The organism is Sporolactobacillus sp. STSJ-5, from assembly GCF_024385605.1.
GTDB lineage: Bacteria > Bacillota > Bacilli > Bacillales > Sporolactobacillaceae > Sporolactobacillus.
Map to the genome: position 1 here is coordinate 1 of NZ_JANFOJ010000032.1, position 17887 is coordinate 17887.

14 protein-coding genes and 1 other annotated feature are annotated in these 17887 nt (G+C 43.1%); of the genes, 7 read left to right on the forward strand and 7 right to left on the reverse strand.

Going from position 1 to position 17887, the window contains the following annotated elements; translation table 11 throughout:
- Positions 1-2: 2 nt before the first annotated feature.
- The gene (locus tag NOM01_RS16660) at positions 3-329 is read left to right on the forward strand and encodes a YnfA family protein (RefSeq protein ID WP_255749706.1); all 327 of its coding nucleotides are present in this window, start codon (positions 3-5) and stop codon (positions 327-329) included.
- 234 nt (positions 330-563) lie between these two features.
- Entirely contained in the window at positions 564-3485 is a 2922-nt protein-coding gene (locus tag NOM01_RS16665) for a PAS domain S-box protein (protein WP_255749708.1), read from the forward strand.
- A gap of 125 nt (positions 3486-3610) precedes the next feature.
- Here the strand turns inward: NOM01_RS16665 and NOM01_RS16670 are convergent, their stop codons facing one another.
- Both NOM01_RS16670 and NOM01_RS16675 read right to left on the reverse strand, forming a co-directional pair.
- Positions 3611-4798, reverse strand: a complete 1188-nt coding sequence (locus NOM01_RS16670) for a metal-dependent hydrolase family protein (RefSeq protein ID WP_255749709.1) — start codon at positions 4796-4798, stop codon at positions 3611-3613.
- 25 nt (positions 4799-4823) lie between these two features.
- A complete protein-coding gene (locus NOM01_RS16675) occupies positions 4824-6011 on the reverse strand; it encodes a hypothetical protein (protein WP_255749710.1) in 1188 nt (395 codons plus the stop codon).
- Positions 6012-6224: 213 nt separating this feature from the next.
- Positions 6225-6445 (forward strand) — a binding site (T-box leader).
- Positions 6446-6485: 40 nt separating this feature from the next.
- On the opposite strand from NOM01_RS16675, the gene thrS reads away from it, so the two are divergent.
- Positions 6486-8414, forward strand: a complete 1929-nt coding sequence (gene thrS / locus NOM01_RS16680; RefSeq protein WP_255749711.1) for a threonine--tRNA ligase — start codon at positions 6486-6488, stop codon at positions 8412-8414.
- A 547-nt stretch (positions 8415-8961) separates the two neighbouring features.
- On the opposite strand, the gene NOM01_RS16685 is transcribed toward thrS, so the two are convergent.
- From NOM01_RS16685 to NOM01_RS16700, 4 genes are all read right to left on the reverse strand, one after another.
- On the reverse strand, positions 8962-9954 hold the full coding sequence (locus NOM01_RS16685) for an acyltransferase family protein (protein ID WP_255749712.1): 993 nt from the start codon (positions 9952-9954) through the stop codon (positions 8962-8964).
- Positions 9955-10675: 721 nt separating this feature from the next.
- Positions 10676-11146: an RpiB/LacA/LacB family sugar-phosphate isomerase gene (locus tag NOM01_RS16690; protein WP_255749713.1), complete on the reverse strand. Its 471-nt coding sequence runs from the start codon at positions 11144-11146 to the stop codon at positions 10676-10678.
- A 102-nt stretch (positions 11147-11248) separates the two neighbouring features.
- The gene (locus NOM01_RS16695; RefSeq protein ID WP_255749714.1) at positions 11249-12100 is read right to left on the reverse strand and encodes a TIGR03943 family putative permease subunit; all 852 of its coding nucleotides are present in this window, start codon (positions 12098-12100) and stop codon (positions 11249-11251) included.
- An 11-nt stretch (positions 12101-12111) separates the two neighbouring features.
- A complete protein-coding gene (locus tag NOM01_RS16700) occupies positions 12112-13158 on the reverse strand; it encodes a permease (RefSeq protein ID WP_255749715.1) in 1047 nt (348 codons plus the stop codon).
- 189 nt (positions 13159-13347) lie between these two features.
- Here NOM01_RS16700 and rpsN point away from each other — a divergent pair, with 189 nt between their 5' ends.
- The 4 genes from rpsN (at position 13348) to NOM01_RS16720 (ending at position 16601) form a co-directional block, all read left to right on the forward strand.
- A complete protein-coding gene (gene rpsN, locus NOM01_RS16705; RefSeq protein ID WP_255749716.1) occupies positions 13348-13617 on the forward strand; it encodes a 30S ribosomal protein S14 in 270 nt (89 codons plus the stop codon).
- Between the two features lie 225 nt (positions 13618-13842).
- Entirely contained in the window at positions 13843-14748 is a 906-nt protein-coding gene (locus NOM01_RS16710; RefSeq protein WP_255749717.1) for a metal ABC transporter solute-binding protein, read from the forward strand.
- A 205-nt stretch (positions 14749-14953) separates the two neighbouring features.
- Positions 14954-15724 carry a metal ABC transporter ATP-binding protein gene (locus NOM01_RS16715; RefSeq protein ID WP_255749718.1) on the forward strand — a complete coding sequence of 257 codons (771 nt, stop codon included), beginning with the start codon at positions 14954-14956 and terminating at the stop codon, positions 15722-15724.
- 67 nt (positions 15725-15791) lie between these two features.
- Positions 15792-16601 (forward strand): metal ABC transporter permease, encoded by an 810-nt coding sequence (locus tag NOM01_RS16720; RefSeq protein WP_255749719.1) that lies wholly within the window; start codon positions 15792-15794, stop codon positions 16599-16601.
- A 48-nt stretch (positions 16602-16649) separates the two neighbouring features.
- On the opposite strand, the gene NOM01_RS16725 is transcribed toward NOM01_RS16720, so the two are convergent.
- The gene (locus NOM01_RS16725) at positions 16650-17516 is read right to left on the reverse strand and encodes a CvfB family protein (RefSeq protein ID WP_255749720.1); all 867 of its coding nucleotides are present in this window, start codon (positions 17514-17516) and stop codon (positions 16650-16652) included.
- Between the last annotated feature and the right edge of the window lie 371 nt (positions 17517-17887).

Consider the following 17887-nt stretch of genomic DNA (forward strand, 5'->3'; position numbering starts at 1 on the left):
AAATGTTACGTGCTATCTTTTTATTTCTCTGTGCCGGATTGGCCGAAATTGGCGGCGGCTATTTAATCTGGCAGTGGCTAAGAGAAGGAAAATCAATATATTTTGGCCTTGTCGGCGGGGTCGTTTTGGCAGTCTATGGGGTCATCGCGACGTTACAGGCATTTCCCAATTTCGGCAGAGTATATGCAGCTTACGGCGGCGTGTTTATCGTTTTATCGCTCATTTGGGGCTGGGGTGTCGATCGTCATGCTCCGGATCTTTATGATTGGATCGGCGCATTTATATGTATCATCGGTGTCTCTGTGATACTTCTTGGACCGCGGCATTAATGGTTGACAGGGCATTATTGTTCACTATAGGTATAGGTTGTCGTACACTAGTGATTAATTGCGGAGATTTAACAATCAGTGTCACTTTTCCGATATAAACAATAAGATAATAGGATTGGGTCAAAATAACTATTTCATCTAAGAATTAACCTCCGAAGAGCATCCACAAAAGCACGGAATTCTAAATTGATTGAGCAAATAGAGATAAAGGCAAAGGGTTATGGGGTTGAATAAATGACGACGATTGATGATAAGTTACCGATAGGCGTCGCATATCAAGAAATGATTCTTGACGAAGATGGTTATCCACATGATTTTGTTTTCTTAAAAACAAATAAGCAGTTTAAGGAAATGCTCGGTTTGAAGCATGTGTCGATTTTGGGCAAACGTTTCTCTGAAGTTATTCCGCAAATTGGAGAAGATCAGTTTCATCATCTCCTTCAACAGCTTGCAGATGTGGCACTTCATGGTGGAACGAAGCTATTCGACATCACTTCAACGATTATGAGGCATCGCTATAAGATCTGTGAATATTCATTTGAAAAAAATAGATTTTGGACGAATATCGTTGATGCTTTTCCAAAACAAGAATCGTTTCTTGAATTGCAGAAACTTTCAGAAGTAAATAATGGAAATGACCAAGCATTTAGTCAAGCACTCGAACGTGTTCCGCTCGCAGTTACTATTGTCGCATTAAGTGGGAAAATTCTCTATGTAAATGATAAAGCTAAATCATTATTTGAAGTGGACGATCAGTTAATCCACACCAAACAAGCAAAGCATTTTTTTGCTAATGAGAAGGATAGTGAATCATTTATTAATCGGATTTCTTTGCAAAAAGTGTCCCAGGGTGATGAAGTTTTACTGAGGAAAAATAATGATACACCATTCTGGTCGAAATGCGATTCGATGCTGCTTACCTATCATAATGAACCATGTATTCTATCTGTTCATCAGGATATCACCGAACAGAAAAAGCTCGAGCTGTCCGCAGCTAATAGTGAGGAAAATTACCACTTGCTTTTTGACAATGTGTCGGAAGCAATTGTTATTGCTCAAAATGGTTATGTGAAAATGTGCAATCACTTTGTTCAGGAGATCACCAAATACAGCCAATCCTATCTCTTCTCCAGACCATTTGCAGACTTTATAGCGCCGCAAGATCGGGAACCTATAATGATCAATCATTATAAACAAATGAGTGGGAAACGAAACGGCTCGATCTCACGTTTTCGTATCTATACAGCTGATGGCGAGCTCCGGTGGATCGCGATGAAGTCGGTACGTATCGATTGGGAAGGCAAGCCGGCCAGCTTGAATTTTCTGAGTGACATCACGGATCAAAGGCAAATGGAAGAAGCTCTTAAATTAAGTGAGGAAAAATACAAGGTCATTTTTGAAAATTCTACTGAGGCTATATTTGTCATTCAAAACAATAGAATCCGGATTGCTAATCCAATGACAGTACGTACTTCCGGTTATTCATTAGAAGTACTCCTGAATACGGATTTTTCTCAGTTTATTTTGCCTGAGGACCGGAGTAAGTGTATTCTAGCTTACAAAAAAAGATTAGAAACCGATAACGAAAATTCAAAATTCAGATTGCGCATTGTAAAAAAAGACGGTTCCATTATTTGGACACAGGCAAGCGGCACAAGGATCAGTTGGGATGGGGAGCCGGCTGTGCAATACTTTGTTAACGACATTACGAATCAGGTTAAGGCGGAACAAGAACGAAAGAAAAGCGAAGAAAAGTATCGGTTGATTGCCGAATACGCATCCGATGTGATTTGGGTGTACAATTTTACCCATGAATTCTTCGAGTACATTAGCCCTTCGGTTAAAAATTTGCGGGGAATCACTCAGCGAGAAGCAGAAAATCTAAGCCTGGAGAAAACTTTTGCCCCGGACTCGCTACGCATTCTTAAGAATACAGTCAGAGAAAAGGCAGAAGCATTGCGTGAATATCAAGACAGGTCCAACACATTTATCAAAGAGCTGCAACAATATTGTGCCGATGGAAGCTTGATTTGGACGGAGGCATCCATTCGTCTGCGTTTTAACGAGAAACGAGAACTTGAAGTCATTGGTGTTTCACGCGAAATAGGGGAGAGAAAAAAATCAGAAGCGAATATTGCCTATTTAAGCTATCATGATCAATTGACGGGACTCTATAATCGACGATTCTATGATGAAGCGTTAAAGCGTTTGGAGCAGTCCGCAAATGATCCTTTAACCCTGGTGTTGGCTGATGTTAACGGGCTTAAGTTAACAAATGATGCATTCGGACATCAGGCAGGCGACGATCTTCTCATCCGCATTTCTCAAATTTTGAAAAAGGATAATGGAGTTGAAGATATCATCGCACGCGTTGGCGGGGATGAATTTGTCATGCTTTGGCCGAATGTTGATGAGGCAGAAGCGGAACAGAGGATTGAGCGAATTCATCGTCATCTGCATGCAGCGAACAGTGTCCACCACACTGTTCTCTCTGTCTCATTTGGATGGGCGGTTCGCAAATCTGCCATAGAGACGATGACTTATATTTTTTCCGAGGCAGAGAATAACATGTATCAGCATAAACTGTTTGAAGGCAACAGTATGCGCAGCAGAACGATTAATATGATCACCAATACATTGTATGCGAAGCTCCCCTCAGAAGAGCGCCACGCGCAGAGGGTGAGCAGACTTTGCATGGAAATCGGCCGGAAATTGCACATGGATGCAAACGATTTGAATGAGTTGCGAACAGCGGGCTTGCTTCATGACATCGGGAAGATCACGATTGAAGATAGTTTGTTCAAAAAAGAACATCTGACCGAGTCAGAATGGGCGCGTATTCGACTTCATCCGGAAAAAGGGTACCATATTTTAAAGTTATCCAATGAATTTATGAGCATATCCCAGTTTATCCTTTGCCACCATGAACGAATGGACGGGAAAGGCTACCCGCTTGGTTTAAAAGGCGAAGAGATTCCATTGCCTTCAAGAATTATCAGTGTTGTTGAGGCTTATGACTCTATGGTTACCGATCAGCCCTATCGACAAAAAATAGCGCAGCACAAAGCAATTGAAATTTTGAAAAAGAATGCGGGAACGCAATTTGATCCCGAGATCGTCGATTTGTTTGTTACAAAAGTGTTGGCTGCTAAGTAAAAATAGGTCTATAAAATCAGGACAGGGCTTGTTCAGTACTCAATTTCAAACGAAAAAAAGCCGAAGCATCAGAGCGGTTATCCGCACAATGCTTCGGCGTTAAGTATTCATAAATTCGGTTTAAATCAGAGAATTTCTTTGCCCTTTTTAAAGACGCGTTTTTCTTCTTGAACACTTTTGATATCGTCAAGCGGATTTCCATCGAGAACGATGAAGTCTGCAAATTTTCCCGCTTCAAGGGTGCCGAACTCATTGTCAATTTTCAGCAGTCGAGCACCATTGACGGTTGCCGCTTGCAGTGTCTGAAGCGGTGTGCAGCCTGCCTCGACCATGAGTTGGAGTTCGAATCCCGAGTCGTTCCTAAAATCATTGTTCGGTGTTCCGGCATCGGTCCCCATCGCCAGCTTGACTCCTGCCTTGGCAGCCTTACTGATACTCTCAATATGTGCTTTTTTCACTTCCCGCGCGACGTCAAGCATGAAATCGGGAACTTGTCCCTCGCCGCGATCAGAGATCCCGTAAACAGCAATTAATGTCGGAACGATAAATGTATCTTTCTCAAGAAACATTTGGATCGCCTCGTCATCAAGATAAAAAGCGTGTTCGACTGAATCAACACCTGCGCGCAGTGCATTTTTAATTCCTTCGGTTCCTTGGGCGTGTGCATTAGCGGTTCTGCCTTTGTGGTGTGCTTCAAGAACAGCGGCACGCATCTCTTCTTCGGTCAGCTGAACATCGTCAGGAGATTCGCCACCGAATGAAACACCGCCGGTTGCCATCAATTTAATATTGTCGGCACCATTCTTCAAGGCACTGCGTGCTGCCTTCCGTGCCTCGTCAGGGCTGTCCACTTCGTAGCCGATGGTGCAAAAGTGGCCCCCGGTCATTGCAAGCGGGCGTCCTGATGCACAGATACCCGGTGACAGAATGTGGCCTCCCTTTTCCAGCTTCGAAAGTTCAATATCGACGTCAAAGTCTGCGCCTACATCGCGAATATAGGTGACGCCATGCTTCAAAAGATCTTGCAGATTATCAAGTGCAATCTTCGTTGCAAGAATCGGTGTCAATTTAGGCGACCCAAGCGGTTCGAGTTTTCCGGATACATCAGAAGTGATATGTGTATGAGCATTAATCAGACCTGGCATGACGAATTTATTTCCCAGGTCAACGGTCCGGTCTGCTTTGGATGGGGCATTTGTCCCCGTCTCGACAATTTTTCCGGTTTCATCATCGACGACAAAATACGCGTTAGGTTCGAAGCGGTCTGTGATTCCGTCAAACAGCGCAAAATGATGATAAAGTGTTTTTGACATTGCAGTAGCCCCTCTCACTTAAGCATTAGATTAATTTCAAAAATATTGAAGCGATAATTACCGAAGCAATGGATACAGTTGCAAATCCGCCAACCAGCATTTTCGGAAGAATATTTTCAAGAAGATATTCTTCTTCATCAGACGTGCTTGAATTGTTTTTGCAAACTTCCGTAGTCAATATGTAGTCTGCAGGAAAACCAAATAGTGCGGTGAGTGAGCAAGCGAATGCCATCGGTCTGCTCATTCCAAACGGTTTTGCGAGAATAAGAGATGCTAGATACATTCCTAGTATACCAAGAATAATTAAAACAACAATCTGAATAATGATCTGTGCCAACATGGATGGTGTTGTCAGATTAAGCTGTGAAAAGACATAGGCTAACAGTCCGTAAATCAACCAATTAAAAACGCCTGCACGATTTAACGCATTGGTTTCAAGAATACCGAGTTGATGTGCGATCACACCGAAAATGAGACAAATGACAAATGAATTAATGATGCCGTGCATTAATTGAGCGACATACAGACTAAGGAGCGCGACCAGTGCGACACGGACAAGGATAAATGCAGAGGTTTGATAATCGTCCGGAAGCCCGAAAATACGTTTCTCCGATGCACTGTTCGTACCGTTCATTGTCATTTTTTGACGGTTCGGGTCTAGTGTGATTGATTCGGTACGGAACTTATTGATCAAACGCTGACTTTCTTTTTTCAGCATCATTGATGTAATTGGGTAGCCGATCAGACTGTGGGTAATGAACATGGAAACCGGAAGTGCGACCAGGGTAGTAATTCCGGCGGCTTTAAGTCCGTCGGTCATCAAGAGTGCAGCAACCAGTCCGCCGGTCAGTGGAGGAACAGCGGCAACGACTGTATGCCAATCGAAAATTAGAGTGCCGATGGTCAAGGTGAAAAGAATGGTCCCACAGACACCTAGAAGGGCAATGGCTACGGCTTTCCACTGAGCAATAAGCTGTTTCAGGTTCATTAATGTGCCTAGATGTACTAGTAGTAGCGCGATGCAGATTTGAACAAACTCTGTATTGTAAGATGCTTGAGTGACGACATCCTTAGGAATAAAAGTCCAGAAGCCGATGATAAAAAGTACGGCTGTGACAAAGACGGATGGAATATAAGCTTTTGATGCAGTTGACACCCATTCTCCAATAAGCATGAAGAGCATGACTGCCAGAAAACAAAGTAAAAATGACATGATTGTGCCTCCCAAAGATGTAAAGTGTTTAATAAGTTAAAGTGTTAGTAAATGTTAACACCAGGTACCAATAAAATCAATAAGATATTTGCGTGATAATAATTTATTTTAGTTAAAATTTTATGAAGCAAGTTAACAAGTTGCTGATATTTATGGATACTTGCACTTCTGAGTCGAAACGCATACAATAAGGACATTAATAATAGTTAAAGTATAAAAGCGTTGAAGAGGACACGAGTTGTTGTGATCGTTCTCAGAGAGGGAAGCCTGCTGCGAACTTCCCAACGAAATACAATGAACTTACCACCTTGGAGCTTCAGCGATGAACGATGTAGTAGTCGCTGACGGCACAGCCGTTATCTGATCAAGTGTCGCGACCTCGCGCGGGTTGCGGAACAAGGGTGGAACCACGAGCTTAAACACTCGTCTCTTATTAGAGACGGGTGTTTTCTATTTTTCAAAGGAGTGAAAGTTATGTCATCCGTATCATTAACCTTTCCCGATCAATCGGTTCGGGAATTTCCAAAAGGCGTTACTGCGGAACAGGTCGCAGAATCAATCAGTTCAAGCCTCAAGAAAAAGGCAGTTGCAGGTAAAGTCAACGGCAATCTGTATGATTTGACCCGCCCGATTGAAGAAAATGCAACGCTTGAAATCGTCACACTGGACTCTGAAGATGGTCTGGAAATCATGCGTCACAGCTGTGCACACCTTTTGGCACAAGCATTAAGGCGGATCTATCCGGATGTTAAGTTAGGCATTGGTCCGGTAATCAAGAATGGCTTCTATTACGATGTTGATATGGAACATTCATTATCCAATGAAGATTTCCCTAAGATCGAAAAAGAAATGAAAAAAATTGTAAGTGAAAATCTGCCGATCGTGCGTAAGGAAGTCAGCCGCTCAGAAGCCATCGATCTTTTCAAGAGGCTTGATGACCATCTGAAGCTTGAGTTAATTCGCGACCTCCCTGAAGACGCGACGATCACGATCTATTCTCAAGGCGAATATGTTGATCTTTGCCGCGGACCGCATCTTCCGTCAACCGGCAAGATTAAAGTGTTCAAATTGATGAACGTATCCGGTGCTTACTGGCGTGGCAACAGCGATAATGAAATGCTGCAGCGTATCTACGGAACCGCGTTCTTGAAGCAGAAGGATTTGGATGCACATCTTCATTTCCTTGAAGAAGCAGCAAAACGAGATCACCGCAAGCTGGGCAAACAGTTGGAACTGTTTATGTTCTCTGAAGAAGCACCTGGCATGCCGTTCTATCTGACCAATGGCCAAATCATCCGTACGGAACTGGAAAACTTCTCGCGTGAATTACAGCGCCAGGTGGATTACGACGAAGTGCGCACGCCATTGATGATGAATCAGAGGCTGTGGGAAAACTCCGGCCACTGGGATCACTATCATGAAAATATGTATTTCACGAAAGTGGACGATGTGAACTATGCACTCAAACCAATGAACTGCCCCGGCCACATGTTGATTTATAAGGATACCTTGCATTCCTATCGCGATCTGCCGATTCGTATTGCAGAATTCGGCCAAGTGCACCGTCACGAATTGAGTGGCGCGCTGAACGGCATGCTGCGTGTCCGCACGTTCTGTCAGGATGACGCACATATCTTTGTTCGCCCGGATCAGATCGAAAGTGAAATTAAGAATATTTTCCAATTGATTGGCAAGATCTATAAAACATTCGGATTTGAATATACGGTAGAGCTCTCAACCATGCCTGAAGATCACATGGGCAGCTTGGAATTGTGGCAGCAGGCAGAAGCAGGATTAAAGCATGTACTTGAAGCTATTAATCAGCCGTATACGATCAATGCTGGCGACGGCGCGTTTTACGGTCCAAAGATTGACTTCCATATTAAGGATGCCATCGGACGTGAACATCAATGTGCAACGATTCAGCTCGATTATCAAATGCCGGAGAAATTCGATCTTACGTACATTGATGAGAACAATGAAAAGGTACGGCCGGTCGTTATCCACCGTGCCATTTATGGGTCGCTTGATCGTTTCTTCGCCATCCTGATCGAACACTTCGCCGGTGCGTTCCCAACTTGGCTTGCGCCGACACAAGTGCAGTTTATTCCGGTCGCAGATGTGCATATTGACTATGTCAAGAAGCTTGTGACCGACATGAAAAAGGTCGGCATTCGTGCTCATGCCGATCTGCGCGGCGAGAAGCTTGGTTACAAGATTCGTGATGCTCAAACGCACAAGATTCCGTATATGCTGGTAATCGGTGATCAGGAAATCGAGCAAAATGCAGTGAATGTCCGTAAATACGGCGAACAGGATTCTAAGACAGTCGCCTATGATGTGTTCAAAGCGGATATTCTGAAGGAAATTAAGAACAGAGTTACTCCCGTTCCGAAGGCTTGATCAACGCAGATCAATTGAATAGAAGAGAGAAGCAGGTGGAGTGACTCCACCTGCTTTTTTTAGATGAAATTATTCAATGCACGAAAACCAAAGCTCAGAGCATAAATAGGAGTCCAGGCCAAGTCCATGCATGAAACCTGAAATTCAACGCACGAAAAGTAGGGATCAATGCACGAAAATCAAGGTTCAATGCACGAAAATCCCGGTTCAACGCATAAAAAAGAGTCCGAGCCAAGTCCATGCATGAAAACTGAAATTCAATGCACGAAAAGTAGGGATCAATGCACGAAAACCAAGGTTCAATGCACGAAAATCCCGGTTCAACGCATAAAAAAGAGTCCGAGCCAAGTCCATGCATGAAAACTGAAATTCAATGCACGAAAAGTAGGGATCAATGCACGAAAATCAAGGTTCAATGCACGAAATTTTCAATGCAACGTCCCCAATCTCATGAAGATTCGATACCTAAGTATCGAATCAGTTCTGTTTGTACGATCAAAATAAAAAATCTCCGATGTCGCTCGGAGATTTTCATCATCTTGTTTTGTTATTGCTGCAGATGAGGCATCTGAACTTCAATAATCGGTTTGGTAAACAGTCTGACAGGGCGGCTGGCGAGAAAATAACAGAGCGCAAGCGATGCAGCAAACAGAAATGAATATTGATATAAGTCTTGAATGTTGTCATAAATTGGGAACAAGACAAACGTTTTGATAAAAAATCCGTGAAGCAGATAGATGTACAATGTATTTTTTCCGAGTGTTGTAAAGGAAAATCGTTTCTTCGGAATCAACGCCATAAAAGCGAAAATGGTAATAAAGGATACGGTGTATACAGCAAGACGTGTAAGCCCGCCTTCCACATTCGACAACCCGAATGCGTGATACGACGAATCATGCAGAACCCAGTCCTGAAGAGCTTTAGGGAAAATGAAATGACAGGCAAGGTAAACGCCAACTAATACAAAGAGAGAGCCGATTCGAATGGAAGTACGCGTCAATAACTCCGTGAAATGCTCCTTCTTCAATAAATAGCCCAGATAAAAGAAGGGGAAGAATGCAAGTGTGCGGGAAATGCTGTAGTCTGTCCCAAATGAATCAATAAAACCAGAACCGATACCAATCATGACCGCAATGGGAAAGCCGAATTTTCCAAGCTTTGAGAACGGTATGATCATCAGCTTCCAGCACAACATACTAATTAAAAACCAAAGTGTCCAGTGCGGGGACACTAAATCAATTTTAAAGGCTTTTGTATACCCGGTCACATAATAGAAATAGGAATAAATAATCTGGAAAATTAAGTATGGAGTAATCATCTTTATGATCGAGTTTTTCACATAACCTTGCTTGTTGAAATGCTTCGAAAAGAAGCCTGAGATAAGGATGAACGCGGGCATGTGGAATAAAAAGATAAACGTGTACAGTGAATAAATCTCAGGTATATCGGATTTAAGATTCGTTAGGCTGTGTCCGAAAACGACAAGCAAGATTAAGAAGAATTTGGCGTTATCAAAATAACTGTCTCTGATTTTCGTCATCAGTTTCTTCTCTCCCTTTTGATTAATGATCATTAGAAAACTTGGCTTCGCCAAGACTCTGACGAAAGCGAAGACTTAGTTGCACTTACACTAAATTCCTCTAAATCTTTATACTTTCTTATTTGTGTTAGAAAACTTGGCTTCGCCAAGCCTCTGACGAAGGCGAAGACTTAGTTGCACTTACACTAAATTCCTCTAAATCTTTATACTTTCTTATTTGTGTTAGAAAACTTGGCTTCGCCAAGCCTCTGGCGAAGCTGAAAACTTAGTTGCACTTACACTTCCCCTAATTCTTTATACCCTCTTAATGTAAAAAGTTCGTTTCCTTTTGCGTCAAAAATGCGGTTGTCATGAAGTGTTGATGCGAATGCAAAAAGGATGTAACACTGTAACATACGGTCAATGGATTCAACTGTTTCTACGGTTATTTTCACAATGAAACTTTAATATTTGATTAAAAAATGGGTGCCGTATAGACTAAAATTTCGCGCAAAAAAACTCCTTAAGTATCCCTTGCCTTTGCTCCGGATCAGTTCCGAAGCGAAGAGAAATTAAAAAGTAAGATATGCTATAGCACATTTAAATAATGGGTTCAATCCGCCTAAGCGCATTAAATCTAAATTGCATTTTTCACGAGAATAGCGGAGGGTTCTTAACCATTCAATGATGAATAACGAAAAAAAACAGCCTCGGTGAGAGGCTGTTTTTGACTGAACGATTTTCAGATTTCGGATAGTTTTTTTAGGTGTTTCTCGGAAATAGCCTGAACCTTTTTAATCCGGTTCGTGTATTTCTCGATGCCGCTCAGTACATCGGTATGCATCCATACATTGACGATTTCCAGAGCGATTCCTGAACCGATGATTTTTCCACCAATGCATAGCACATTGCTGTCAGTGTGCTGACGGGCAAGCTTTGCACAGAACGGATCTTGACAAACAGCGGCATTCAAACCATAGATTCGGTTTGCGATCAGTGCACTCCCATATCCGACGCCGTCGACAAAGATGCCACGGTCTGCTTCGCCTTTTGCGACTGCGAGCGATGCGGGATAGACGTAGTCGGACAGATCGCAGGATTCCTTGCTGTCTGTACCGAAATCAATCACTTCATGGCCTTCGTTTTCGAGCCAAGCTTTAATTTCGCCTTTTAATTCATAGCCGGCGTGGTCACTTGCCATTGCAATTTTCACATTCATACCTCCAAGGGATTAACGATCATATTTAGTCTTTCAATCCTTATTATAATATATGTTTTCGTGAAGTTAAGAAAAAGCAGACCTTATTATGAAAAGTTAGTCGAGAAGAATGCCGTTATCGTAAACATAAGGATGACTTGGTTCTTTAATTTGCGTTACCTGTGCATGAGCGAGTACGGGAATCGTGCTGCCTGATTGCTTCATTGTATTAATGGTACCGCGGACACGAATCCAATTATCCTTCTTTAAATCGGCAACATTTCCTTCTGTACGTATTCCATATACTGAGGCATCGGCAATGCAGCAAGAGATATCGAATCGTGCGGTGACGATCTCATGAGCAGGCACTTGTTTGTCACGATAGACAAACCCGGTCATAATGAACTGCTTTCCTTTAAAAGCATTCGGGTCCTGCTCAAGCATATTTAAAATATATGTGTAATGGGAATCGTCGACTGTAATGATTTTCTGCTTAAGCAGTTTCTTTTTTAACGCATTAAATTGTTTTTGGCTGATCGGATTTCTCAGTGCACCGGCGGGTTTGACAGATCCTGATTTTTTTGCTGTGCTCTGAACAGATGGCGCTTGTTTCATAGCTCGGTTTGCAGCCACATCACTGCCCAAGGTATGGTTCGGAAAAATGAACCCAGAGAGGACGGGTAAAAAAAACAGACAAAAGAAAATGAATGAATGCAGCCCTTTTTTGGGGAGGGCATGCGCGTGTTCATGCTCGCAGCCTTCACAATGGTTATGATCAGGGGGCAAGATAAAGTGCATGAAGCTGAGCAGAGCAAGAACAACGATGGCTATCTTTGTGTAGCCTTCAAGTTTCGGCGATAAATAATATTTAAGATCACCATAGAGTGCGAGCCGAAAGAGAAACAGTGCTATTCCTCCAAGCGCAATACCTCTTAAATAATGATGAAATGCAAGTCGCTGATCATCCAATATCCGTCACCTCACACGAAAAGATCCATAAGTCTGCTGAATATATAAACGACCGTTACAGAGAGAATCATAAAGACGATGACAAATCTGAACTTGAAAGCGCCAACCAGCATCATCGTGTTTTTAATATCCAGCATTGCGCCGAAAACGAGAAAAGCTGTAATGGCACCGGGTGAGAACATGCCGGAAAATGAAGAAGCAAGGAACGCATCGGATGTTGAACATACAGACAAAAGATAAGCCATCCCCATCATGGATGCCGGACCGATGGACGGATTCGCACCAACCGTGGAGAGCAGATGCTGGTTAAAGAATGTCTGAAATGAACTGGCGATGATTGCACCGAAAATGAAATATTTGGCTGTATCGAAAAATTCGCCGCTGATATGCAGAAAGATATCATGAAGTTCAGGTCGTTCGTTCTCGTGATGATGGTGCCGGTGATGTGCATCTTCATAAAAAGCCTGCCAACTGATTACGCCTGTCTCGCGCATGCTCGCGCTTTCCTTCAAGATCGATTGCTTTCGGAACAAAAAATAAACAGAACCGCCGATGAGAAGTGCCGCGAGAAGCGCAATCGTCATGCGTGCGTAAAGAATAACAGGATTGTTTTGAAAGGCGTAGAACGTGGACAAAAAAACAATCGGATTGATGATCGGAATGGATGCGATCATGACGACGCCAAGATGCTGCGGAAGGCCTTTTTTAATTAGACTGCGTATAACGGGGATGATCGCACACTCGCAGATCGGAAAAACGATGCCGGTCAATGCTGCCGGGATCATGGCAAGCAAACCTCTGCCGGAAAATAAGCGATGGATAAAATTTTCATGAACATAAGACTGGATCAGAACAGAAATTACAACGCCGATTAAAATAAAGGGCAGCGATTCAATGACCATACTTAAAAAGATAGTGTTAAAACTGTAGAACTGCGTTGGTATTTGCTTTGGGGCAATACCATTTGTTTTCTCTGAAAAGTAAATAAGCAGAAAGAGAAAGACGAAAAAGATAAGTGTCATGGGATGGCTGATGCGTTTAAGAGTCGATGTGTGCATGTATGCTTGTCTCCTTTTATGCGATAGCTGCTTCATCTTGGCAAATTAATAATCTGTTACTATCCCTATGAAATACATGCTGATTTAGAACATTTGTACAGGCTCCGACTTGCAATTGAAGACATTAGGTGCTTAAATAGAAAATGTAAAACGTAATTATTACGATTTAAAAAAGGAAGGATTATTTGAATGGCTAAAAAATCGAAAGTAGTCAAAGAACTGAAACGTGAAGCAATCGTTGCCAAATATGCTGAATTGAGACATGAATTGAAAGAGAAGAAAGATTATGCTGCCTTAGCACAACTTCCTCGTGATTCATCACCCACAAGGCTGCACAATCGCTGTCCATTGACCGGGCGTCCGCATGGCTATATGCGCAAGTTCGATATGTCGCGTATCGCTTTTCGTGAATACGCGCATAAAGGTCAGATTCCAGGCGTGAGAAAAGCGAGCTGGTAATAGGAGAAGGCATCTTCAACATTGGCCAATCAACCTTTATCTCGACTCATTCAGGTGTGCGCTTGCCGATTAGATGAGTGTGGTCGGATACCTTCACGGGATCAATTGGAGATTAATCAGATTGGTACTTGACAGATTAAAACGTAATCATTACTATTTATATTTGTGGATAAAACGTAATAATTACGTTTTATTGATACATAGAACAGAAGGGAATTAAAAAAGATGAACCATTTCAAAAAAATGAATTTCTTATTTCTCACCTTAATTTTATTAGTTGGTATTTTAGCAGGCTGCGGCAATAATTCGGCTTCAGGAGGACGTTCATCTTCCGATAAAATCAGCATTGTCGCTGCCGAAGATTTTTATGGGGAAGTCGCTAAAGCGGTTGGCGGCAGCCATGTGGATGTGACCTCAATTATTAATAAACCAAGCATGGATCCGCATGACTATGAACCGACAACGGGAACCGCTAGAGCGGTCAGCCAAGCGAAGCTCGTAGTCTACAATGGGATCGGTTATGACGGTTGGATGAGCAACTTAGCAAAGAATTCAAAGGATCAAACGATTGTCCGCGTTGGTGAAGATGTTATGAACAAAAAGGATGGGGACAATGAGCATCTTTGGTATCAGCCGGAAACGATGCCAATGCTCGCTGATTATCTTGCTGGCAAACTAGCGAAAATAGATCCGAAGCATGCTGATGAATACAAGGAAAATGCGAAGACCTATATTGCAAGTATTAAGCCGGTTAAGGATGAAATTGCAAAACTCAGTAAAAATGCGAATCAAGGACTTGTCGATGTATCCGAACCTGTTTTTGACTATACGTTGGATGCACTCGGCTATAAAGTAGCTAATAATCATTTTGAAATTGCAGTCGAGCAGGAAACAGATCCATCGCCTAAGGACATTGCAGCCATGCAAAAGGATATTAAAGAAAAACGTATTGCCTTCTTTGTCAGCAATATACAGGAAATCAGCCCGACCGTGAAGAAAATGATGAAACTTGCAGACGAAAACAAGGTACCGGTCATCAAAGTGACTGAAACCCTGCCTGCAGGAAAAGATTATAAAAACTGGATGCTTGATCAACTGAAACAAATTGAAGAAGCGCAAAGCGCCAATTAATCAAATTACGGGATGAATTGGAGAGAAGCAGGCAATCAGTTTCTCTCCTTTTTATTTCAAACCTTGGCGGCAGCCAATGTCTTGACAAAACAAATCGAAATCATTACTATTTATCAGTGCGACATTTCTCTTAATCTGGAAAGTTACTACATTATTTGTTATCTATGAAAACATGAAAAAAATTTATATAGGGGAGGGTTTTTCAATGCTTCGTCGCGTTCAGATCAATGATCTTCAAGTCAGTTTTAATGGAGAAGAAATCTTGAAGGATCTTTCGCTAGATGTTTCGCCAGGTCAAATGTATGCCATTATCGGACCAAACGGAGCGGGAAAATCAACCCTGTTAAAATCGATTCTTGGCTTGATTCATCCTCAACACGGCGAAATTGTGCTGAGCTGTGATCAGAAAAAACCGGTGATCGGTTATGTACCGCAATCACGGGTGATTGATGATGACATGCCGATTTGTGCCAGGGATTTTATTTCACTCGGACAAGTGAGTTCATTTTTTCCATGGCCGTCAAGGCGTGAAAAAAGAATCCTACATGAAATGATGATTTTTACCGACACGGATCGCTTAGCAAAAAAGCCAGTAGGCAAATTATCCGGAGGAGAGCGTCAGCGGGTTTTTCTGGCCCAGGCACTTGTGCGGCACCCGGATTTGCTCCTACTTGATGAATCAACAGCGAATCTCGATCCTGATGCTCAGACACGCATGATGGAACTTGTGAAGAAGGCCGTTCATGAATGGGGCGTAACTGTTCTTTTTATTTGTCATGACTTTCAAATGGTCAGAGCGTATGCGGATCATATCCTGCTCATGACTCGAGGGTACTATAAAACAGGGGATGTGCAGAGCATTCTTGATGATCAAGCGATGTTAAAAAATGTTTTTCAATCGTCTTTCGATGAAGGCGTTACTCATCATGAGGGGTCCGCCTCCTCAGGACTTTCGGTTTCAGCTTCCTCTAGGTAACACCGGATGAGACTGACGATATATAGGAGAAGCAGTTCTTCGTAATGGTTAATATGGAGGGAAAAGGATGTTTCAGTACGACTTTATGCAGCACGCATTTATCGCGGGGACGCTCATTGCAATCATGTGCGGTGTGATCGGTGTTTTCATTATTGCACGTTCGCTCTCATTTGTTGCACACACCATTTCTCACATCGGCTTTGCCGGCGCTGCATTTGCGGCTTATGCCGGTATTGACCCGCTAGTGGGTTTGCTTGCTTTTACATTAGCCGGATCTGTTGGTGTCGGACAGATGGGGGTACGAATGTTTCGACGAGATGCATCGATCAGTGTCATTCTCAGCTTGGCACTTGGCCTGGGTATTTTATTTTTGTCGCTGGGGAACATTCAAGGAAATTATTCGCGCACCTTGCTGTTTGGAAGTGTTGTGGGCATTGATTTGCAGGACATTTGGCAGATTGTTGCCATTACCCTGTTTGTACTGATTGCTCTCTGCGCAGGTTACCGCTGGCTCAAGTTCGATTCTTTTGATCAGGTCGGAGCTCAAGCTGCCGGATTGCCGATCCGCTGGATTTCGATTGGCTTTCTACTGCTTATGGCTGTAGCAACCAGTGTGACGATTCAAATCGTCGGCGCACTACTCGTCTTTTCGTTAATGACCGTGCCTGCTGCAGCCGCCAGACTTTATACTCAGTCCATATTTGGAATGATCCTTCTTTCTTCACTGATTGCTGTACTGAGCGTTTGGTTCGGTCTTGTTTCCGGTTATTATACCAATGCACCGGTCAGCTTCTTTATCGTCGCATTTGATGCGGTCAGTTATTTTCTTGGCATCATCTATCATCGGCTCATGGAACGTCGGCGTGCTGTGGCGTGACATGCAAAAAGGCCCGGTCAGGACAGATGTCCTGATCAGGCCTTTTTTTTATTCCTCTTGTTTTAAATAACTCCAGCCGTCTTTTTGGAACAGCTTGCCTTCTTTCATCAGCTGGCCAAGGGCTTTCTTGAAATCGCCTTTGCTGATACCGAATCTCTTTTTGATGTCTTCAGGAAGACTTTTATCCCAATAAGGCATGGCCCCATCGCGACTGTTCATATAAGCGATGATTTTCTCGGAGTTTCCTTCAATCATTTCGTAACTGCGCGGCTTCATGGAAAGGTTCAGGCTGCCGTTTTCCTTCACATCGATGACTCGGCAATCGAATGCTTGTCCCAATCTGATGGTTCCATTGACCTCTGCGTTATGAATGAATCCGATATATCCTTCATCGGTCAGTACATGGGCTCCGTCCAGAACAAGGCGGTAAATGGTGGCATGTACATTTTTATTCTGCAGTTTCTCGGGCGCCGGAATGGAAATTCTCCGGATCTCCGTTTCATCCGCTAATCTTGCGAAAAGGCGCTGTTTCTTATCCAGTTTCAAGCTGCAGTACACACGATCGCCGGGCTGCGGCCAGCTTTCCCATTCATACGTCATATCGTCCTTGGAAAGCAAAAGATCCTTGTTAATGCCAATGTCGAGAAAAGTGCCGTACTTTTTATGCAGAGAAACGGCGGTTGCCCAATCAAAGGCATCAAAACGAACCGTGGGAAGCGTCATCGTTGCTGCGATTCGTCCTTGATGATCCTGATAGAGAAATACGGAGATTTTTTCATGCTCGCCTAATGAGCGGGTCACGTCATTCTCATGGAGAAGGACTTCTTGATCTCCGCCGTCACTGAGAAAATAGCCAAAAGGTGCTTTATGTGAAACCTCTAGGGTTGTAATCATGCCGGCTGTTAATTCTGCCAAATTTGTTCCCTCTTTCTCACGTTGATCATAATCATAATCGACCCATTTTCTTTCATTATAACATGGTAATAGCCTTTCTTATTCAGATCCCATTCAAATAGTCGAAGAATGTCATGGATTAATACTTGATTAATCTGGTCAATAAGAAAAACCGGGCACAAAAACGCCCGGTCCTTAAATCATGCCGGATTTTGATTACGCTCCGGTTGCTCGCATCAACTGAGCGCGACCGCGGGCAGTCCGGGAGCCTCCTCAAGCAAACTAATATCTGCGGGGTCTCCCCTGGCCTGCACTCCCGCAGGAGTCTCGCACCTGCGCGTTTGGCTCACAACCTTTGACTTTGGCGAAAATCATATACTTTCTTTCCTTGT